This is a genomic window from Kitasatospora sp. NPDC088346, from assembly GCF_044740765.1.
Lineage (GTDB): Bacteria > Actinomycetota > Actinomycetes > Streptomycetales > Streptomycetaceae > Kitasatospora.
Genome location: NZ_JBIURH010000017.1, coordinates 15,719 through 35,338, shown reverse-complemented (window position 1 = coordinate 35,338; position 19,620 = coordinate 15,719). Strand labels below are relative to the sequence as shown.

At 74.7% G+C, this 19,620-nt stretch carries 16 protein-coding genes; 4 read left to right on the top strand and 12 right to left on the bottom strand.

Annotation, left to right across the window (positions count from 1 at the left end):
* The first annotated feature begins 19 nt into the window (after positions 1-19).
* The 3 genes from ACIOFR_RS22195 (at position 20) to ACIOFR_RS22185 (ending at position 3,287) form a co-directional block, all read left to right on the top strand.
* Positions 20-670 carry an amino acid ABC transporter permease gene (locus ACIOFR_RS22195; RefSeq protein WP_400999856.1) on the top strand — a complete coding sequence of 217 codons (651 nt, stop codon included), beginning with the start codon at positions 20-22 and terminating at the stop codon, positions 668-670.
* Positions 667-1,494, top strand: a complete 828-nt coding sequence (locus ACIOFR_RS22190; RefSeq protein WP_400999854.1) for an amino acid ABC transporter permease — start codon at positions 667-669, stop codon at positions 1,492-1,494. Before ACIOFR_RS22195 ends, ACIOFR_RS22190 begins: the two co-directional genes overlap by 4 nt.
* 110 nt (positions 1,495-1,604) lie before the next feature.
* A complete protein-coding gene (locus tag ACIOFR_RS22185; protein WP_400999852.1) occupies positions 1,605-3,287 on the top strand; it encodes an FAD-dependent monooxygenase in 1,683 nt (560 codons plus the stop codon).
* A gap of 65 nt (positions 3,288-3,352) precedes the next feature.
* Here the strand turns inward: ACIOFR_RS22185 and rny are convergent, their stop codons facing one another.
* From rny to ACIOFR_RS22150, 7 genes are all read right to left on the bottom strand, one after another.
* Positions 3,353-4,750 carry a ribonuclease Y gene (gene rny / locus ACIOFR_RS22180; protein ID WP_400999850.1) on the bottom strand — a complete coding sequence of 466 codons (1,398 nt, stop codon included), beginning with the start codon at positions 4,748-4,750 and terminating at the stop codon, positions 3,353-3,355.
* Positions 4,751-4,966: 216 nt separating this feature from the next.
* Positions 4,967-5,917, bottom strand: coding sequence for a regulatory protein RecX (locus ACIOFR_RS22175; protein ID WP_400999848.1), 951 nt, complete (start codon positions 5,915-5,917; stop codon positions 4,967-4,969).
* A 4-nt stretch (positions 5,918-5,921) separates the two neighbouring features.
* The gene (gene recA, locus ACIOFR_RS22170) at positions 5,922-7,022 is read right to left on the bottom strand and encodes a recombinase RecA (protein ID WP_400999846.1); all 1,101 of its coding nucleotides are present in this window, start codon (positions 7,020-7,022) and stop codon (positions 5,922-5,924) included.
* A 148-nt stretch (positions 7,023-7,170) separates the two neighbouring features.
* Positions 7,171-8,463, bottom strand: a complete 1,293-nt coding sequence (locus ACIOFR_RS22165; protein ID WP_400999844.1) for an AI-2E family transporter — start codon at positions 8,461-8,463, stop codon at positions 7,171-7,173.
* A 122-nt stretch (positions 8,464-8,585) separates the two neighbouring features.
* Positions 8,586-8,780, bottom strand: a complete 195-nt coding sequence (locus tag ACIOFR_RS22160; RefSeq protein ID WP_371499526.1) for a DUF3046 domain-containing protein — start codon at positions 8,778-8,780, stop codon at positions 8,586-8,588.
* A gap of 64 nt (positions 8,781-8,844) precedes the next feature.
* The gene (locus tag ACIOFR_RS22155) at positions 8,845-9,399 is read right to left on the bottom strand and encodes a GNAT family N-acetyltransferase (RefSeq protein ID WP_400999842.1); all 555 of its coding nucleotides are present in this window, start codon (positions 9,397-9,399) and stop codon (positions 8,845-8,847) included.
* A gap of 70 nt (positions 9,400-9,469) precedes the next feature.
* A complete protein-coding gene (locus tag ACIOFR_RS22150; RefSeq protein ID WP_400999840.1) occupies positions 9,470-10,999 on the bottom strand; it encodes a S8 family peptidase in 1,530 nt (509 codons plus the stop codon).
* 212 nt (positions 11,000-11,211) lie between these two features.
* Between ACIOFR_RS22150 and ACIOFR_RS22145 the strand changes: the two genes are divergently transcribed.
* Positions 11,212-15,846, top strand: coding sequence for an ATP-dependent helicase (locus ACIOFR_RS22145; protein ID WP_400999838.1), 4,635 nt, complete (start codon positions 11,212-11,214; stop codon positions 15,844-15,846).
* 91 nt (positions 15,847-15,937) lie between these two features.
* Here the strand turns inward: ACIOFR_RS22145 and ACIOFR_RS22140 are convergent, their stop codons facing one another.
* From ACIOFR_RS22140 to rimO, 5 genes are all read right to left on the bottom strand, one after another.
* A complete protein-coding gene (locus tag ACIOFR_RS22140) occupies positions 15,938-16,246 on the bottom strand; it encodes a hypothetical protein (protein ID WP_400999836.1) in 309 nt (102 codons plus the stop codon).
* 52 nt (positions 16,247-16,298) lie between these two features.
* Positions 16,299-16,670, bottom strand: coding sequence for a helix-turn-helix domain-containing protein (locus tag ACIOFR_RS22135; protein WP_400999834.1), 372 nt, complete (start codon positions 16,668-16,670; stop codon positions 16,299-16,301).
* Between the two features lie 285 nt (positions 16,671-16,955).
* The gene (locus ACIOFR_RS22130; RefSeq protein WP_400999832.1) at positions 16,956-17,441 is read right to left on the bottom strand and encodes a CinA family protein; all 486 of its coding nucleotides are present in this window, start codon (positions 17,439-17,441) and stop codon (positions 16,956-16,958) included.
* Positions 17,438-18,076, bottom strand: coding sequence for a CDP-diacylglycerol--glycerol-3-phosphate 3-phosphatidyltransferase (gene pgsA / locus ACIOFR_RS22125; RefSeq protein WP_400999830.1), 639 nt, complete (start codon positions 18,074-18,076; stop codon positions 17,438-17,440). The genes ACIOFR_RS22130 and pgsA overlap by 4 nt, the downstream gene beginning before the upstream one ends.
* A complete protein-coding gene (rimO, locus tag ACIOFR_RS22120; RefSeq protein WP_400999828.1) occupies positions 18,073-19,569 on the bottom strand; it encodes a 30S ribosomal protein S12 methylthiotransferase RimO in 1,497 nt (498 codons plus the stop codon). Before rimO ends, pgsA begins: the two co-directional genes overlap by 4 nt.
* Between the last annotated feature and the right edge of the window lie 51 nt (positions 19,570-19,620).

Sequence of the window (19,620 nt, the reverse complement as noted above, 5' to 3'; positions counted from 1 at the left end):
TGAGAGGAGGGCCGCCGGCATGGACATCATGTTCGAGGACGGCAATTTCGCACTGTTCCGCGACGGCTTCCTGCGGACGGTCGAGCTCAGCGCGGTCAGCGCGCTGTTCGCGCTGCTGTTCGGAACCGTCCTGGCGGCCTTCCGGGTCTCGCCGGTCCCGGCCCTGCGGACGTTCGGCACCGTCTGGGTCAACATCTTCCGCAACACCCCGCTGACCCTGCTGTTCTTCGCGGTGACCTTCGCCCTCCCGCGGCTGGACGTGCACCTGTCGGCGTTCTCCTTCGCGGTGCTCGCGCTCAGCGCCTACACCGCCAGCTTCGTCTGCGAGGTGCTGCGCGCCGGTGTCAACACCGTGCCGCTCGGCCAGGCCGAGGCGGCCCGCAGCCTGGGGATGGGCTTCGGCCAGACGCTCGGCCTGGTGATCCTGCCGCAGGCCGTCCGTTCCGTGATGTCCCCGATGAGCTCCATCTTCATCGCCCTGCCGAGGAACTCCGCGATCGCCGGCGCGTTCAGCGTCTCCGAGCTCTACAACGTGCAGGCGACACTGACCGACAAGGGGTACGCCATCTTCGGGATCTTCCTCTGGATTGCGATCGCGTACCTGTTCATCAGCTTCAGCGTCCAGCAGCTCTTCAGCTTCGCCGAGAAGCGGCTGGCGGTGGCCCGATGAGCAGCCAGACCGCCTCCGTCCTCTACGACGCTCCCGGCCCCCGGGCCAGGATGCGCTACCGGGCCTTCGGGATCCTCTCCCTGCTCGCCATCACCGGCCTGCTGTGGTTCGTCTACAGCCGTCTCGACGACGCGGGCCAGTTCTCCGCCGACCTGTGGGCGCCCTTCGAGTACGCCAAGGTCCAGCAGCGGATCGTCGACGGGATGCTGGAGACCCTGAAGGTCTTCGGGCTGGCCGCCCTCGCGTCCGTGGTGCTCGGCACGGTGCTGGCCGCGGGCCGGCTCTCCGACCACCGGCCGCTGCGCGCGGTCGCCACGGCCGTCGTCCAGTTCTTCCGGGCGATGCCGCTGCTGATCATGATCTTCGCGCTGTACCGCGGCGTGTTCAGCGCCGACCCGTTCTGGGCCCTGGTGATCGGCCTCACCCTCTACAACGGGGCCGTGCAGGCCGAGATCATCCGCTCGGGCGTCAACGCCGTCCCGCGCGGCCAGGCCGAGGCCGCGTACGCGCTGGGCATGCGCAAGACCACGGTGATGACCACCATCCTGGTGCCGCAGGCCGTCCGGTCGATGCTGCCGGCGATCATCGGCCAGCTGGTGGTGACCCTCAAGGACACCTCGCTCGGCTACGTCATCACCTTCAACGAGCTGCTCTACCAGGGCAAGCTGATCGCCAGTAACTCGGACGGCTACCCCTACATCCCGGTGATCCTGGTGATCGGCCCGATCTACATCGGGATGTGCCTGGCGCTCACCGGTCTGGCCAAGTGGATCGAGGCGCGCGGCCGACGCGGCGCGAACCGGCGCACACCTGCCGCTGCTTGACGGACACCCAGGTGATCTGTTGCATTGCTCTTCGTGACACCACCCGGAGCCTTTCCAGCGCTGAGCATTGAATCCGGGCACCTCCCGCCGCGCCGGGCGGAGGTCCCCGCGTGGACCCGGTGATCGTGGTCGGGGCCGGGCCGGTCGGCCTGGCCCTGGCCCTCGCCCTGGCCCGCAACGAGGTGCCCAGCATCGTGCTGGACGAGGGCTCCGGGCTCTGCCCGGAGAGCCCGCGCACCGTGGTGCTCGGCAGCGACACCGCCTCCTTCCTGACCCGGCTCGGCTACACCCGGGCCGGGTCCGACGCGGCCCGCTGGGACGCCTTCACCATCTGGCGCCGCCGTACCGAGGTCCTGCGCCTGCCGCTGGACGGCTCCCCCGTGCTGCACCTGGCCCAGCACCGCCTCCAGCGCGGCCTGCGCGACGCCGTCACCGCCACCCCGCTGATCCAGCTGGTCCCGCTCAACCGCGTCGTCGAGCTGGAGCAGGACCGGGACGGCGTCGGCGTCCGGACCGAGCACGTCCACGACGGCGGCCGGACCTGGTGGCGCGGCAGCCACCTGGTCGGCTGCGACGGCGCGCGCTCCACCGTCCGCCGACTGCTCAAGATCCGCTTCCCCGGCCGCCCCGCCGTCGACCGGCACGCGATGGCCACCGTACGGGTCGACCTCCCGTTCCGCGGCGAGGCCCGGCTGCACCGCGAACCCCCCTGGCGCGGCGACCGCGAGGCCTGCGCCCGCCCGCTCCCGGACGGCCTGTGGCGCCTGGACTGGCGGCTGCCGCCCGGCCGCCCCCAGCCCAGCGAGCCCGTCGACCCGCACGCCACCTGGCCCGGCATCGTCACCGGCGACACCCTGCTCACCCGGGTCAAGGCCACCCTCACCGGCTGGTGCGGCGGCGAACTGCCCACGTACGAGCTGCTCGCCGCGGCCGACCACACCGCCCAGCAGCGTCTTGCCGCACGGTTCCGCTCCGGCCGCTGCTTCCTCGCCGGCGATGCCGCCCACCTGCACGGCGCCCTCGGCATGCAGAACCTCGCGGACGGGCTGCGCGACGCCGACAACCTCGCCTGGCGGCTCGCGCTCGCCTGGCACCTGCACTCCGGCGGCCCGCAGCCCGGCGGCTCGCTGCTGGACGGCTACGAGACCGAGCGCCGCGGCGCGGTCGGCGCCCGGCTCCGGGCCGTCGACCAGTCGATGCCGCTGCTGCGCCCGCTGCGCGGCTGGCAGCAGACCCGGCGGTCGCTGCTGACCGGATCGTTCCGCAAGCACGCCCCCCTGCTGGCGGACGGCCAGCTCGGCACCGGACGGTTCGGCGGCGCGCCCGCCTACCCCGCCGCCCCCTCCGGGGTGCCCGGCCGGGTACCGGAGCAACGCGGGCCCGGCCGGGGCACCTCGCTCACCGAGAGCCTGCCCGCCACCGCGCCCGGCGTGCTGGTGCCGGATGTCCCGGTGGTCACCACCGAGGGCGCCACCGATCAGCTCCGCTCCCACCTGGGCGGCGGCTTCCTGCTGCTGCTGGTGGCGCCGGGAACGGCCGTCTGGGCCTCGCAGCACTGGCTGGGGGCCGGGCTGATGCCCCGGCTGGCGGAGGTCGCCACGTCGCTGCCGGTCCCGGCGGAGGTGCTGGTCACCGAGGAGTACCCGGGCGCCAACCCGCACACCGTGCTGCTGATCCGGCCGGACGGGCACCTGGTCGGCACCACCCAGGGCTGCCGGGCGGACGCGCTGCTGGCACTCGCGGACGGCGCACGCGGCGGCGGCCCGGGCGCACTGGCCGGCGCGGACAGCTGACGGCGAACCGGCGCCGCCGGCCGGCGGACCCCTAACCCGTCGGCCGGCGGCGCCGTCTCCCGAGGTCAGCGTGCGAACTCGGTCGCCCGGCTCTCCCGCACCACGGTGATCCGGATCTGCCCCGGGTAGGTCAGCTCCTCCCGCACCTGCCGGGCCACCTCGCGCGCGATCACCTGCGCCTGCCGGTCGTCCACCACCTCGGGCTGGACCATCACCCGCACCTCGCGCCCCGCCTGCATCGCGAACACCTTCGACACCCCGTCGTACCCGCGGGCGATCTCCTCCAGCCGCTCCAGCCGCCGCACGTACGTCTCCACCGCCTCCCGGCGGGCCCCCGGCCGGCCGCCCGAGCACGCGTCCGCCGCCTGCACCAGCACCGCCTCGACCGTGCCCGGCTCGACCTCGCCGTGGTGCGCCTCGATCGCGTGCACCACCTCCGGCGGCTCCCCGTGCCGCCGCGCGAACTCGGCCCCGACCGCCGCGTGGCTGCCGGCCACCTCGTGGCTGAGCGCCTTGCCGATGTCGTGCAGCAGCGCGGCCCGCCGCACCGGCTCCGGCCGCACCCCCAGCTCGGCCGCCATCATCCCGGCCAGGTGCGCCGACTCCACCAGGTGGCCGAGCACGTTCTGCCCGTACGAGGTCCGGTAGCGCAGCGTCCCGAGGGCGCGGACCAGCTCCGGAGCCATCTCCTCGCCGACCCGCACGGTCAGCAGCGCGTCCTCCCCCGCACGCACGCACAGCCGCTCGACCTCGGCCCGGCTCCGCTCGTGGACCTCCTCGATCCGGGCCGGCTGGATCCGGCCGTCCCCGACCAGCGCCTCCAGGGTCAGCCGCGCGGCCTCCCGCCGGACCGGGTCGAAGCAGGAGAGCTGGACCACCCCCGGGGTGTCGTCCACCACCAGGTTGACGCCGGTGACCGCCTCGAACGCGCGGATGTTGCGACCCTCGCGGCCGATGATCCGGCCCTTCATGTCCTCGTTCGGCAGCGGGAGGACGGTGGTGACCGAATCGGCGGTCTGCTCGGCCGCCAGCCGCTGGACCGAGACCGCGATGATCTCGCGCGCCCGCCGTTCCCCCTCGGTCCTGGCCGTCCGCTCCAGCTCCCGCACCGTCACCGCGGCGTCGCGTCGGGCCTCCGCCTCCACCTCGCCGACGATCTCCGCCCGGGCCGCGGCCGCCGTCAGCCCGGCGACCCGCTCCAGCGCCTGCCGGTGGCCGGCCTCCAGCTCCCGCAGTTCCGCCTCGGCGACCACCATCTCGGCCGCCCGCGTGGCGAGTTCGTCCTCCTGGAGGTGCAGCCTCGCGAGCTCGGCGGCGATCCGCTCCTCGCGGCGGTCCAGCTCCGTCCGGCGCTGGCGGAGCATCATCCAGCCGGCCAGCAGCACCAGGCCCAGCGCCAGGGCCAGGACCAGACCGGCTCCCAGCAGGACGGGCCCCGAACCGGCCTCAGTCGCGATCGTCATCCGACCCACTCCCCCGTCCCTGCGCACACGCTGCCGTGGCGGCGGCGAGGGAACCGCCTTCGGCCGACCGCGCGCCCCGCGCGCCGTCGGCATGATCAAAGTGACCGCCTCGCTGCTTGCGAGGCTAGGCGCAGGTTACGAAACGGTCAAGATGCGATCGAGAATTGACGTCGGTGGACCGGATGCTCCGTCAACCGCGGCGCGGTCACCGGGAGCTCAGAAGCCCTCGCCGTAGCCACCACCGTAGGAGTCGGAGTCGTCGGAGTCGGAGTCGGAGTCGTCGTCGAGGTCGGCGCCCTCGTCGGCCAGCGCCGCGAGGACGACCCGGAAGGCCAGCCCCTCCGGGTAGCCGCGCCGGGCCAGCATCGCGACCAGCCGCCTGATCCGGGCCTGCCGCTCCACCCCCCTGGTACTCCGCAGCCTGCGGTCGACCAGCGCCCGCGCGGAGTCGGTCTCGTCCTCGGAGTCCACCTGGGCCACGGCCTGTTCCACCAGGTCGCCCGCGACCCCCCTGGTCCGCAACTCCTGGGCGAGCGCCCGCCGACCTCGACGGCCCTGCCGCGACTCCACCCACGCCTCGGCGAAGGCGCCGTCGTCGATCAGCCCGACCTCCTCGAAGCGGTCGAGCACCAGCTCGGCGACCTCCTCCGGGATCTCCCGCCGCCGCAGTGCGTCGCCCAGCTGCCTGCGGGTCTTGGCCGCACCGGTCAGCAACCGCAGGCAGATGTCCCGCGCCCGGGTCTCCGGATCGGCGGACTCCGCCTCCTCGACGGCCGGCTGCCCGCCGCGCCGCCGGCCGCGGGTGCGCGCCCCGGGATCGGCGGGGTCCTCGTCACCGGAGCCTGCGGTCGGCACCGCGGGGACACCGGCCGGAGCAGCGGCCTCCCCGGCGACCGCGCTGCGCCGACGCCGACGCCCGCCGGGCAGCTGCGAGGCGGGCATCAGGTCCGAGAGGTCCAGCACCGGCTCCGGCGGGACGGCCGGTCCCGACACCACAGCCCCCCCGGACTGCGGTGGTGTCGTGCGGCGCGGCCGCCGCTCGGGGTCGGGTCGCCGCTCGGGGTCGGGCCGGGGCTCCGGCTCCGCGACGGCGGCGAACCAGTCGGGTGGTCCCCAGTCACCGGGCTCCTCGGAGCGGCCCGGTGACCGGTCGGGGTGGTGCGTCAACGGTTCAGGCCTTGGCCGCCGCCGTCTTCTTCGCCGCCGCGGTCTTGGCCGGCGCGGCGGCCGGGGCCTCGGCGGCGGGTGCGCCCGGGGCATCGGCCGGGGCCTCCACCTTCGGGCCGATGCCGAGCTTGCCCTTGATCTTGGCCTCGATCTCGTCGGCCAGCTGCGGGTTGTCCCGCAGGAAGTTGCGCGCGTTCTCCTTGCCCTGGCCGAGCTGGTCGCCCTCGTAGGTGTACCAGGCTCCGGACTTGCGGATGAAGCCGTGCTCGACGCCCATGTCGATCAGGCCGCCCTCGCGGCTGATGCCGATGCCGTAGAGGATGTCGAACTCGGCCTGCTTGAACGGCGAGGCGACCTTGTTCTTGACGACCTTGACGCGGGTGCGGTTGCCGACCGCCTCGGTGCCGTCCTTCAGGGTCTCGATCCGGCGGATGTCCAGCCGGACGGAGGCGTAGAACTTCAGCGCGCGGCCACCGGTCGTGGTCTCCGGCGAGCCGAACATCACGCCGATCTTCTCGCGCAGTTGGTTGATGAACACGGCGGTGGTGTTCGACTGGTTCAGCGCACCGGCGATCTTGCGCAGGGCCTGGCTCATCAGGCGGGCCTGCAGACCGACGTGCGAGTCGCCCATCTCGCCCTCGATCTCCGCGCGCGGCACGAGCGCCGCGACGGAGTCGATGATCACCAGGTCGATCGCGCCGGAGCGGATCAGCATGTCGGTGATCTCCAGCGCCTGCTCACCGGTGTCCGGCTGGCTGACCAGGAGGGCGTCGGTGTCCACGCCGAGCTTCTTGGCGTACTCCGGGTCGAGCGCGTGCTCGGCGTCCACGAACGCGACCGTGCCGCCGGCCCGCTGGGCGTTGGCGGCCAGGTGCAGGGTGAGCGTGGTCTTGCCCGAGGACTCCGGGCCGTAGATCTCCACCACCCGGCCGCGCGGGATGCCGCCGACGCCGAGCGCGACGTCCAGCGCGGTGGAGCCGGTCGGGATCACGTCGATCGGTTCGTTCGCCTTCTCGCCGAGGCGCATCACCGAGCCCTTGCCGAACTGCCGCTCGATCTGGGCGAGTGCGGTCTCAAGGGCCTTCTCGCGGTCCGTACCTGCCATGGCTTCCACCCTCGGGTTCTGTGCTGTGCGCTTCATCGTCATCGACGCTAGCGCGTCCCACTGACAATCGGCCCCGATCGGGCCCGGCCTGTGGAAAACTCGCCGCCTCCGAGTATAGGGAACGCATGTTCGATTCCCGAAGGGGTCCCTACCCCCGGCCCCCGGAACCGCCCTGACCTGCGGAGTCCCCGACCCCGCCGGGCAGCGCGCCGTCCGGCCGGCCGTCCTCCGCCTCCGGCGCGCCCACCATCCGCCGCAGCCGGCGCGCGGCCAGCCGGCGCCGCTCGCGCCAGGCCGTCCCGCGGTCGATCCGCGGGTCGGTGGTCACCTCGTAGCGGCGCACGTACGTCCCTACGAAGCCCTGCAGGGTGGCCGCGGCCGGGATCGCGATCAGCGCGCCCACCGCGCCCAGCAGCGCCGCCCCGGCGATCACCGAGCCGAAGGCCACCGCCGGGTGCACGTCCACCGTCCGCGCCGTGATCCGCGGGTGCAGCAGGTAGTTCTCGACCTGCTGGTAGACGATGACGAAGGCCAGCACCCAGAACGCGTCCGACGGCTGGACGGTCAACGCCACCAGGACCGGCAGCGCACCGGCGATGTAGGTGCCGATGGTCGGCACGAACTGCGACACCACCCCGACCCAGATGCCCAGCGCGACGGCGTACGGCAGGCCGAGGACCTGGAACACGATCCAGTGCGCCACCGTGGACACCAGCGCCAGCAGCGCCCGGGAGTAGAGGTAACCGCCGGTCTTCGCCAGCGCGATCTCCCAGGCCCGCAGCACCTCGCCCTGCTTGTCCGGCGGCAGCAGCGAGCAGACCGTCCGGCGCACCCGGGGCCCGTCGGCGGTGAGGTAGAAGGTGAACAGCCCGACGGTGAAGGCCTGGAACAGCCCGCCGATCACCGTGCTGGAGACGCCCCAGACGTTGTCGGCGGCCTGCTGGGCGTACCTCTCGATGGTGCCGGAGTCCTGCAGCACCTGGTGCTGGAGCTGGTCCAGCGAGAGGTCCTGGTGGAAGGTCCGGTTGATCCGGCCGATCAGGTCGTCGAGCAGGTGCGGCAGCCTGCCTGCGACCTGGGTGACCTGGTCGACCAGCAGGGTGCCGAGGGCGGTCAGGAAGCCGGCCACGGCCACCGCGAGGCCGATGAAGACCAGGAAGGTGCCGAGTCCGCGGCGCACCCCGCGGGCGGCCATCCGGTCCACGGCGGGTTCCATCGCCAGTGAGAGGAAGAAGGCCACCAGCAGCATCACGAACAGGTCGATCAGCTGGTGGAAGGCCCAGTCGGCGAGCTTGAACAGCCCGACCAGCACCAGCGCCAGCACCATCGCCCGGGGCAGCCATCTGGGCATCGCCCCGCCGGTCAGCCGGGTGCGGCCCGCGGGGGCTCGGCGCGCGGGGGCGAGGTCGGGGTTCGTCTGGGGTTCCGGGCTGCTGACCACCGGGACAGTCTCGCCCACCGAACCGGGACGAACCGGACGCCACGACACCCCGGGTGCGTCGACCTACCGGCGGCCCTCACCGGCCGGCCCTCAACCGGCCTGCCCGGCCCGGGCCCGTCCGCTCAGCGCAGCAGCGCCGACACCCCCTGCGTCCGGCAGACCACCCGCCAGACGTCCTTGGCCTCCCAGCCCGCCGCCAGCGCCTGGTTGACCGTCCGCCCGCCGAGCTCGCTCATCAGGTGGTCCTGCGCGAACGACTCGGCGTACACCTCGCCGAAGTGCTCGTGCATCCGTCGCCAGAACTCCGTCAGCCTCATGGCGCCAGTATCCCAAACCGCCGCGGCGCCCGGCCGGGTTCTCCCGGAGCCTGCCGGACGTGCCCTACGGGCGCCAGTGCGCCCGTTCCAGGGCGTACTCCACCTCGCCGTGCTCGGCCCCCTCGACCTGCTCGGGCCAGTGCTCGTGGAAGGTGCGGACGAACCGCAGCCCCGCCTTCTCCATCACCCGCCGGGAGCCGAGGTTGACCGCCATCGTGGTGGCGAAGACCCGGTCGACGCCGAGCGCGGTGAACCCGTGCCGGACCAGGGCAAGCGAGCCCTCGGTGGCGTACCCCCGTCCCCAGGCGGCCCGCCGCAGCCGGTAGCCGAGCTCGACCTCGCCGGGTGGTCCGCCCGGGTGCGGCCGGAACTCGAACCACCCCAGGAACTCCCCGCCGCCCCGCTCGACCGCGGCCCAGTGGCCGAAGGAGGGGTGGCGGCGGTACGCGTCGAGGTAGCCGGGCAACAGCTCGCGCTCCACCACCTCGCGCGGGGTCGGCACGCCGCCGGTCAGGTAGCGCATCACCTGCGGGTCGGAGTCCAGCTCCACCAGCAGGTCGGTGTCGGCCGCGGTGAAGCGGCGCAGCAGCAGTCGTTCGGTCGTCAGGTACGCGGACACCGACCGATCGTGCACCCCACGGCCCGTCGGCCGCCTCCGGTTTTCTCCGCGCGCCGCCCGGCGGGGTTCGTCAGTCGGTCAGCACCAGCACCCCGGCGCCGTAGTACTCGCGGTACGACGGGTCCGCGCAGACGGCGGCGGCGCGCTGGCAGCCGGCCGCGGCGGCGGCCGCGAGCCGTTCCACCACCTGGTCCGGCCCCCAGTCGGGGTGGGCCGCCACCGTGACCGCCACCGCGCCGGTGACGTGCGCGGCCGACATCGAGGTGCCGGCCAGGGCGGCGTACTGGCCGCCGGGCCAGTCGGAGACCACCGCGCCCTGGGTGCCGCCGTCCGGATCGCCGCCCGGGGCGGCGATCGAGATCCGGCCGCGCCCGTAGTTGGAGTAGCCGGCCGGCAGCCCGCGGCGGTCCACGGCGCTGACGGTGAGCACACCGGGGAGTTCGCCGGGCAGCCGGATGCACTCGCTGCCGAGCAGCCGGTCCTCGCCGGGGCCGGAGACCCGGTCGTTGGGGCTGCGCCGGTCGGGCCGGGCGGTGGTGAGGTCCTGGCTGTCGTTGCCGGCCGAGGCGACCACCACGGCGCCCTTGCGCTGCGCGTAGGCCACGGCCCGGCCGACGGCCGCGGTCAGCGCCGCCTGGTCCTCGTCCTCGGGGCAGTTGTACTTCCACGGGTCGGCGAAGTAGCTGTCGTTGACGGCCTTGGCGCCGTGGTCGGCGGACCAGAGCATCCCGCAGACGATGTTCTCGGTGTAGTACTGGCCGAGCGGCCCGAGCAGCCGGACGGCGGCGATCCGCACCCCGGGTGCGACACCGGTGACGCCGTGGCCGTCGCGGGCCGCGCCGACGATGCCGGCCACATGGGTTCCGTGCCCGCTCTCGGTCACCCCCGGGTCGGGGCGCCAGGCGCCGTACCGGGCGTCGGGCCGGCCGTCGGCGCAGGACACCGAGGCGTCCGGGTCGACGGCGGGGCGCAGGTCCGGATGGGTGTCGTCGACCCCGGAGTCGAGCACCGCGACCAGGACGCCGTGCAGCGCCTGGGCGGTGGGCAGCGGGGGCGCGTCGAGGGTCCGGGCGGAGCTCTGGGCCAGGCCGGGGGCGCGGAGCAGGGCGGCGAACCGGCTCTGCGACTCGGTGGCGCCGATCATGGCGAGGTTCCAGTCGCTCTGCTCGCCGGGGTCGGGCACGGTCGCGGTGGAGTCGTCGGCACCGTCCGTGCTCGGCGCGAAGGACCCGGTGCCGCCGAGCGGCCGGGGCGGTCCCGGTACCGGGGTGGTGCGGGTGGCGCCGACGGCGGCCACTCCGGGCCGGCCGCGCAGGCGTTCGGCGAAGGCGCCGGTGGCGTAGGCGAGCACCGCGCCGATCTGCGGGTAGTCCTGCACCACCTGGCCGCCGACCGCCCGGGCCTGGTCGGCGGCCAGTGCGGCGCCCGCGGCGTCCTGCCGGTCGGCGAGCACCAGGTAGCTGAGGTAGCCGCGGGCCGGGCCGGAGACGTACGGGACGGCGCCGCCGAGGAGCAGCGCCGTGAGCAGCATGACCATCAGGATGCGGGCCGGGCCGCGGTGGTGCCGGACGGTTCCGCCGGGCGGGCTCACCTGCTCCATCGTGCGGTCTCCGCTCGTCGGGCCGGGTCCGGTCGGGGCCGGGTCCAGAGGCGCTCCGGCGGCCGGGTCCGAAAGCCGTCCGGCGGCGTACAGCGGGGCTCTGAATTATCACCTTATGGTCACTTTGTCCGAGTTTGCCCGTCAGGTTGCGGCAGCATCGGCCACCCGGGGCGCGACCGCCGGCTGTCAGTGCCGGCGTGCACCATGGGGGCATGGCGCCGCACAGCACCCCCGAGCCCCCGTCGGATCCGCTGGCCGGCTTCGCCCCGGCCACCCGGGCCTGGTTCACGGGCGCCTTCGACGCGCCCACCGAGGCCCAGACCAGGGCCTGGGCCGCGATCCGGCAGCAGACCGACGTCCTGGTGGTCGCCCCCACCGGCTCCGGCAAGACCCTGGCCGCCTTCCTCTCCGCCCTCGACCGGCTCAGCCACACCCCGCCCCCGGCCGACCCGAAACGCCGCTGCCGGGTGCTCTACATCTCGCCGCTCAAGGCCCTCGCCGTCGACGTGGAGCGCAACCTGCGCGGCCCGCTGGCCGGCCTGCGCCAGGCCGCCGTCCGGCTCGGCCTGCCCGAGCCGGAGGTCGAGGTCGCGATCCGCTCCGGCGACACCCCGGCGGCCGACCGCCGCCGCTTCACCAGCCACCCGCCGGACATCCTGATCACCACCCCCGAGTCGCTCTTCCTGCTGCTCACCAGCGCCGCCCGGGAGGCCCTGCGCGGCATCGACACGGTGATCCTCGACGAGGTGCACGCCGTCGCCGGCACCAAGCGCGGCGCCCACCTCGCCCTCAGCCTGGAGCGCCTCGACGAGCTGCTGGAACGGCCGGCCCGCCGGATCGGCCTGTCCGCCACCGTCCGGCCGGTCGAGGAGGTCGCCCGCTACCTCAGCCCGCAGCGCGGTGCGGCCGTCGTCCAGCCGCCCTCCGCCAAACGGTTCGACCTCTCCGTCGTCGTCCCCGTCGCCGACCTGGACGAGCTCCCGGCCGGCACCGACGACCCGGCGCGCCAGGCCTCCATCTGGCCGCACGTCGAGGAGCGGATCGTCGACCTCGTCCAGGCCCACCGCTCCACCATCGTCTTCGCCAACTCCCGCCGGCTGGCCGAGCGCCTGTGCAACCGGCTGAACGAGATCGCCGTCGAACGCGCCGCCGGCACCGCCCTGCCCGCCGCGCACGCCCCCGCCCAGCTGATGGGCGGCTCCGGCGCCGCCGCCGGCGCACCCCCCGTCCTGGCCAGGGCCCACCACGGATCGGTCTCCAAGGAGCAGCGGGCCGTCGTCGAGGAGGAGCTCAAGGCCGGCCGGCTCCCCGCCGTGGTCGCCACCTCCAGCCTGGAGCTCGGCATCGACATGGGCGCCGTCGAGCTGGTGGTCCAGGTCGAGTCGCCGCCCTCGGTCGCCTCCGGCCTCCAGCGGGTCGGCCGCGCCGGCCACCAGGTCGGTGCCGTCTCCACCGGCGTGTTCTTCCCCAAGTACCGGGGCGACCTGGTGCAGTCCGCCGTGGTCACCGAACGGATGCGGGACGGCCGGATCGAGGCCCTGCGCATCCCCCGCAACCCGCTGGACGTGCTGGCCCAGCAACTGGTCGCGATGACCGCCCTGGACACCTGGGACGTCGACGAGCTGCTCGGCGCCGTCCGCCGGGCCGCCCCCTTCGCCACCCTCCCGCAGTCCGCCTTCGACGCCGTCCTCGACATGCTCGCCGGGCGCTACCCCTCCGACGCCTTCGCCGAGCTGCGCCCCCGGCTGGTCTGGGACCGCGTCGCCGGCACCGTCACCGGCCGCCCCGGCGCCCAGCGGCTCGCCGTCACCTCCGGCGGCACCATCCCCGACCGCGGCCTGTTCGGCGTCTTCATCGCGGGCACCGACCCCAAGAAGGGCGGCGGCCGGGTCGGCGAACTCGACGAGGAGATGGTCTACGAGTCCCGCGTCGGCGACGTCTTCACCCTCGGCACCACCTCCTGGCGGATCGAGGAGATCACCCACGACCGGGTGCTGGTCACCCCCGCCCCCGGCGTCCCCGGCCGGCTGCCGTTCTGGAAGGGCGACACCCTCGGCCGACCGCTGGAGCTGGGCCGCGCCCTCGGCGCCTTCGTCCGCGAACTCGGCGCCCTGGAGCCCGAGGCCGCCACCGCACGCCTGCGCACGGCCGGCCTGGACGAATGGGCCGCGGGCAACCTGCTCACGTACCTCGCCGAGCAGCGCACCGCCTGCGGCCACCTGCCGGACGACCGCACCATCGTGGTCGAGCGCTTCCGCGACGAGCTCGGCGACTGGCGGATCGTCATCCACTCGCCGTTCGGCGCCCAGGTGCACGCCCCCTGGGCCCTGGCGATCGGCGCCCGGCTGCGCGAGAAGCACGGCCTCGACCCGCAGGTCATGCACGCCGACGACGGCATCGTGCTGCGCCTGCCCGACGCCGACCTGCTCGACTTCCCCACCAACCGCCCCACCGCCGAGGAGGCACCGGTCGGCGCCGACGCCGCGCTGTTCGACCGGGCCGAGATCGAGCAGATCGTCACCGACCAGGTCGGCGGCTCCGCCCTGTTCGCCTCCCGGTTCCGCGAGTGCGCCGGCCGGGCCCTGCTGCTCCCCCGCCGCAGCCCCGGCCGGCGCACCCCGCTCTGGCAGCAGCGCCAGCGCGCCTCCCAGCTGCTGGAGGTCGCCGCCGAGTACGGCTCCTTCCCGATCGTGCTGGAGGCCGTCCGCGAGTGCCTCCAGGACGTCTTCGACGTACCCGGGCTGGCCGAGCTGATGGGTGACCTGGAGTCACGGGCCGTCCGGCTGGTCGAGGTCACCACCCCCGAGCCGTCCCCGTTCGCCCGCTCGCTGCTGTTCGGCTACGTCGCGCAGTTCCTCTACGAGGGCGACTCCCCGCTCGCCGAGCGCCGCGCCGCCGCCCTCTCCCTCGACTCCCGCCTGCTCTCCGAGCTCCTCGGCCAGGCCGAACTGCGCGAGTTGCTCGACCCCGCCGTCCTCGCCGAGCTGGAGGCCGAGCTCCAGCGGCTCACCCCGGAGCGCCGGATCAAGGACGTCGAGGGCGTCGCCGACGCGCTGCGGCTGCTCGGCCCGCTGTCCGAGGCCGAGCTGACGGCCCGCGGCGCCGACCCGCGCTGGGCCCTGGAGCTGGAGGCCGCCCGCCGGGTGATCCAGGTCCGGGTCGGCGGCGAGCAGCGCTGGTCCGCGATCGAGGACGCCGGGCGCCTGCGCGACGCGCTGGGCACCCCCCTGCCGGTCGGCGTCCCCGAGGCCTTCACCGAGCCGGTCAAGGACCCTCTCGGCGACCTGATCGCCCGCTACGCCCGCACCCACGGCCCGTTCACCGCCGCCGAGGCGGCCGCCCGCTTCGGCCTCGGCACCGCCGTGGTGGTCGGCACCCTGCACCGGCTCACCTCCGCCGGGCGGCTGGTCCAGGGCGAGTTCCGGCCGATCGAGGGGCACACCGCCACGGTCGAGTGGTGTGACGCGGAGGTCCTGCGCAGGCTGCGCCGGCGCTCGCTGGCAGCCCTGCGGCAGGAGGTCGAACCCGTCCCGCCCCGCGCCCTGGCCGCCTTCCTCCCGCAGTGGCAGCACCTGGCCGGCCACCGGCTGCGCGGCGCGGACGGCCTGCTCCGGGTGGTCGAGCAGCTCCAGGGCACCGCGCTGCCCGCCTCCGCCCTGGAGAAACTGGTGCTGCCCGCCCGGCTGGCCGACTACTCCCCGGGCCTGCTGGACGAGCTGATGGCGGCCGGCGAGATCGGCTGGTCCGGGGCCGGGGCGCTGGCCGGGAAGGACGGCTGGATCGGCCTCCACCTGCCCCAGGACGCCCACCTGCTGCGTCCCGAGCCCGTCCCGCCGGCGCTGACCCCCGTCCACACCGACCTGCTGTCGGCCCTGGCCGGCGGCTACGGCCTGTTCTTCCGCCAGCTCGCGGAGCGCACGCCGGACACCCCCGAGGCCGAGCTCACCGAGGCCCTGTGGGACCTGGTCTGGGCCGGGTACGTCACCAACGACACGCTGGCCCCGCTGCGCGCCCTGCTCGGCTCGGGCCGCACCGCCGGGTCGACGGCCCACCGGGCTCCCCGGGCGGCCCCGCGCGGCCGCTACGGCGGCGCGGGGCGGGCCCTGGGCCGTCCCGGCACGCTGCGCTCGGGCCCGCCCACCGCCGTCGGCCGCTGGTCACTGCTGCCGGAGTACGACTCCGAGCCGACGGCCCGGGCGGCGGCCCAGGCGCAGGGCCTGCTGGACCGGCACGGTGTCCTCACCCGCGGCGCGGTGGCCGCCGAGCGGGTTCCCGGCGGGTTCGCCGGGGTCTACCGGGTGCTGTCGGCGTTCGAGGAGCTCGGTCGGGCCCGCCGGGGCTACTTCGTGGAGGGACTGGGCGGCGCCCAGTTCGCCATGGACGGCGCGGCCGACCGGCTGCGCTCGGTCAACGGTCGGCTTGAGCGGACCACCGCGGCCGAATGGCCGTCCGCCGCCCCGGCCGAGGCGCCGCAGGTCCTGGTGCTGGCGGCGGCCGACCCGGCCAACGCCTACGGCGCGGCGCTGCCGTGGCCGGAGCCGCCGGCCGGGCCGCAGGCCGCCGGGTCGGTCTCCGGGCACCGGCCCGGCCGCAAGGCGGGGGCCCTGGTGGTGCTGGTCGACGGAGAGTTGAGCCTGTACGTGGAGCGCGGCGGCCGGTCCCTGCTGGTCTGGTCGGCCACGGCGGCCGCGACGGCCGCGCTGGCGCAGTCCGTCCGGGCGGGCGCGCTCGGCACGGTCACGGTCGAACGGATCAACGGGGAGCCGGCCCTGACCTCGGGGCTGGGCGGCTCGCTGGAGGAGGCGGGCTTCCACCCCACGCCACGGGGCTACCGGCTGCGTGGCTGAGCCCTTCGGGTGGCCGGGTCAGGTCCCGACCAGGTCACCCCGGGCGAATCCTCGGGCGGCTGCGAGTCCGTCACGTTCCGACGGACATCTGTCAGGTCCCGGACACCGCGGGGGCGGTGGAATCGGCTGGACCGGGTGACTCGGGCGGCTGCGGCGGCGCGGCCGCGCGACGGCGCGGCCCGGTGAGCAGGCGGTTGCTGTGCACCGGCACCAGCCCGAGGCCCCAGCCTCCGGCCAGCATGCCCAGTGCGGCGCCACCGAGCCCGGCGGCGCCGGCCGTCAGCAGCAGCCACAGCGCGGTGCCCGTCAGCAGCAGGGCCCACCAGCGGCCGCGCCGCCCGGACGCACGGCGGAGGACCGCTTCCGCCGCGCTCGCGCACACCGACCACGTAGTCCGCACTGCGGCCTCCTCCGCTCGGCCCCGCGCGGGGCGCGGGGAGGGCGAGGCCGGGTCAGGCCGCTACCACGTCCATGGCGGCGGTCTTGGGCGAGATGCTCCCGGCCCGATCGACCCCGGGTGCCGGCAGCGACACCGGTTCGAGGACCGGCCTCAGCAGATCACCCTCCGAGAGGGTGGCCATCGCCGCAAGTTCGGCGAGCGACAGCTCGTCGCTGACCTCGCGCATGACCTCCGACATCCGGACGTCCAGTGCGTCACAGATGGCGGAGAGCAGCTCGGAGGAGGCCTCCTTCTGCCCCCGCTCCACCTCGGAGAGGTAGCCGAGCGAAACCCTGGCAGCTGCCGACACCTCGCGAAGTGTGCGGCCCTGGCGCTGGCGCTGCCGACGCAGCACATCGCCCAGCAGGCGACGGAGCAGGATCATCGGTGCCTCCCTCCTCGGACTGCGAATCGAGATGTCACGCCCCCACCGTACCGCCTTGTCCGCATCGTGTGCGGGGACCATGGTCGTGTTCACTCTGGGCTGCAAGGCTGCCCCCTCCCCTGTCTGTTCCCCGCAAGGACCCCGGCAGGACCCCGCCGGTTGCCCTTCCGGAGCCTCGGGCCGGGGCCGTGCAGCGCGTCCCCTGGCTGGTATCTGCCCAGCCAGGGCATCCGGTCTAACACGATCCTCCCGACGAGGCGCGCAGTTCAGCGATTTCAGCAAAGCTCAGCGGGACGCCGCCGGGCACGCTAGGTGTCCCAGCAGCAGCTCCAGAGCCGCCGTCACCGCGGAACGTCGGATTGTGGCACGGTCCCCTGACAACCTCGGAGAGGCCGCCAGTGTTCCCGACGGCCCGGCGAGCGCCACGTGGACCGCGCCGACCGGCTGGCCGTCCTGGGGGTCGGGACCGGCCACGCCGGTGGTGGCGAGCGCGTAGTCGGCCCGCAGCAGCCGCCGGGCCCCTTCCGCCATCTGCCGGGCCACCACGGGGTGCACGGGCCCGTGGACGGCCAGCAGGCCCTCGTCCACGCCGAGCACCGAGGCCTTGAGGTCGGTGGCGTAGGCGGTGACGGAGCCGCGGAAGGTCGCCGAGGCCCCCGGGACGTCCACCAGCTCCGCGGCCAGCAGGCCGCCGGTGAGCGACTCGGCCACCGCGAGGGTGGCGCCGCGCGCCCGCAGGGCGGCGTGCACCTCGGCCGCGAGAGCGGTCACCGGGCCGCCTTCTCCTCGGCCCGGCCCTCGCGGCGCAGCCGCAGGGCCTGGCCGACGTAGTCCAGTCCGGTGCCGACCGTGAGCAGGACGGCGACGGCCATCAGCACGGCCCGCGCGGTCGCCAGCCAGCCGGTCAGCGGCAGCACGTACATGCCCACCGCGATGCCCTGGGTGAGGGTCTTCAGCTTGCCGCCCCGGCTGGCCGGGATGACCGCGTAGCGGATCACCCAGAAGCGCATCAGGGTGATGCCGAGCTCGCGCGCCAGGATGACGGCGGTGACCCACCAGGGCAGGTCGCCCAGGACGGAGAGGCCGATCAGCGCCGCACCCATGATCGCCTTGTCGGCGATCGGGTCGGCGATCTTGCCGAAGTCCGTGATCAGGCCCTTGCGGCGGGCCAGCTCACCGTCGAACAGGTCGGTGATCATGGCGATCGCGAACGAGGCCCAGGCCACCGCGCGCCACTTGGGGTTGTGGCCGCCGTCGGCGAAGAGCAGCGCGACGAAGACCGGCACCAGCAGCAGCCGCGCCATGGTCAGCACGTTGGCGATGTTCCAGATCCCCGGGGGCGGGGGCGGGGCGGCCGTCGGCCGGTCCCGGCCGGCCGCCGTTGGGGCGCCGGGCCCGTTGGTCATGCCCCGACTCCGGCCTGCTCGGCCCCGTCGGCGGGCGCCTCGACGACCGGTGCCTCGACGGCCAGCGCCGCGGCGACCAGGTCGACGCCCTCGGTGCCGACCACCCGGGCGCGGTAGAACCGGCCGACGACCGCGTCCTCGACCCCGAGCAGGGTGGTCAGGCCGTCGGTCTCGGGCGCCTGGTGGGCGGCCCGGCCCTCGACCACGCCGTCCTCGACCGACTCGACCAGCACCTCGACCTCGTCGCCGATCCGCTGCTCGGCCCGCTGGGCGGTGAGCTCCTCGGCCAGCCGGGAGAGCTTGGCGAGGCGGTCGGCGACCACGTCCTCGGGCAGCTTGCCGTCGAAGCCCGCCGCCTCGGTGCCGTCCTCGTCGGAGTAGCCGAAGACGCCGATGGCGTCCAGGCCGGCGTGCGTGATGAACCGTTCCAGCTCCGCGAAGTCCTCCTCGGTCTCGCCGGGGAAGCCGACGATGAAGTTGGACCGGACGCCCGCCTGCGGGGCCTTGCCGCGGATGGTCTCCAGCAGCCCGAGGAACTGGTCGGTGGAGCCGAACCGGCGCATCCGGCGCAGCACCGCCGGGGCGGAGTGCTGGAACGAGAGGTCGAAGTACGGCACGACGCCGGGCGTCCCGGTCATCGCGTCGACCAGCCCGGGCCGCATCTCGGCGGGCTGCAGGTAGCTCACCCGGACGCGCTCGACGCCCTCGACCGCCGCGATCTCGCCGAGCAGCGTCTCCAGCAGCCGGATGTCGCCCAGGTCCTTGCCGTACGAGGTGTTGTTCTCGCTGACCAGGACGACCTCGCGGACGCCCTGCCCGGCCAGCCAGACGGCCTCGTTCAGCACGTCGGACGGACGGCGGGAGATGAACGAGCCGCGGAAGGCGGGGATGGCGCAGAAGGAGCAGCGCCGGTCGCAGCCGGAGGCCAGCTTGACCGAGGCCACCGGGTTGTCGTCCAGGCGCTTGCGCAGGGTGCGCGGGCCGGAGGCGGGGGCGACGCCGTCGGGCAGGTCCTCGGGGGCGCCGTGGCCGGGCAGGGCGACCTCGGCGGCCGCCTCCTGGCGCTCGACGGGGCTGAGCGGGAGCAGCTTGCGGCGGTCGCGCGGGAGGTGGGCGGCGTGGTGGCCGCCGGACAGGATGGTCTGCAGGCGGTCGGAGATGTCGGTGTAGTCGTCGAAGCCGAGGACGCCGTCGGCCTCCGGGAGGGCGTCGGCGAGCTCCTTGCCGTAGCGCTCGGCCATGCAGCCGACCGCGACCACGGCCTGGGTGCGGCCGTGGCCCTTGAGGTCGTTGGCCTCCAGCAGGGCGTCGACGGAGTCCTTCTTGGCGGCTTCGACGAACCCGCAGGTGTTGACCACGGCGACGTCGGCGTCGGCGGCGTCGTCGACCAGCCGCCAGCCGTCGGCCTCCAGTCGCCCGGCGAGTTCCTCGGAGTCGACCTCGTTGCGGGCGCATCCGAGCGTGACCAGGGCGACAGTGCGGGGTTCAGGCATGACGCCAAGATTAACGCGCGGGCCCCGGTGCCGTTCGCCCCGGAGTCCGCG

Bases quoted from the DNA above. Each gene is read 5' to 3' on its own strand.
- ACIOFR_RS22160 (WP_371499526.1), bottom strand. From the start codon at position 8,780: ATGAGGCTGACGGAGTTCTGGCGACGGATGCACGAGCACTTCGGCGAG.
- rny (WP_400999850.1), bottom strand. From the start codon at position 4,750: ATGACGATCGCGACTGAGGCCGGTTCGGGGCCCGTCCTGCTGGGAGCC.
- recA (WP_400999846.1), bottom strand. From the start codon at position 7,022: ATGGCAGGTACGGACCGCGAGAAGGCCCTTGAGACCGCACTCGCCCAG.
- ACIOFR_RS22145 (WP_400999838.1), top strand. From the start codon at position 11,212: ATGGCGCCGCACAGCACCCCCGAGCCCCCGTCGGATCCGCTGGCCGGC.
- ACIOFR_RS22150 (WP_400999840.1), bottom strand. From the start codon at position 10,999: ATGGAGCAGGTGAGCCCGCCCGGCGGAACCGTCCGGCACCACCGCGGC.
- ACIOFR_RS22190 (WP_400999854.1), top strand. From the start codon at position 667: ATGAGCAGCCAGACCGCCTCCGTCCTCTACGACGCTCCCGGCCCCCGG.
- ACIOFR_RS22195 (WP_400999856.1), top strand. From the start codon at position 20: ATGGACATCATGTTCGAGGACGGCAATTTCGCACTGTTCCGCGACGGC.
- pgsA (WP_400999830.1), bottom strand. From the start codon at position 18,076: ATGACCAACGGGCCCGGCGCCCCAACGGCGGCCGGCCGGGACCGGCCG.
- rimO (WP_400999828.1), bottom strand. From the start codon at position 19,569: ATGCCTGAACCCCGCACTGTCGCCCTGGTCACGCTCGGATGCGCCCGC.
- ACIOFR_RS22135 (WP_400999834.1), bottom strand. From the start codon at position 16,670: ATGATCCTGCTCCGTCGCCTGCTGGGCGATGTGCTGCGTCGGCAGCGC.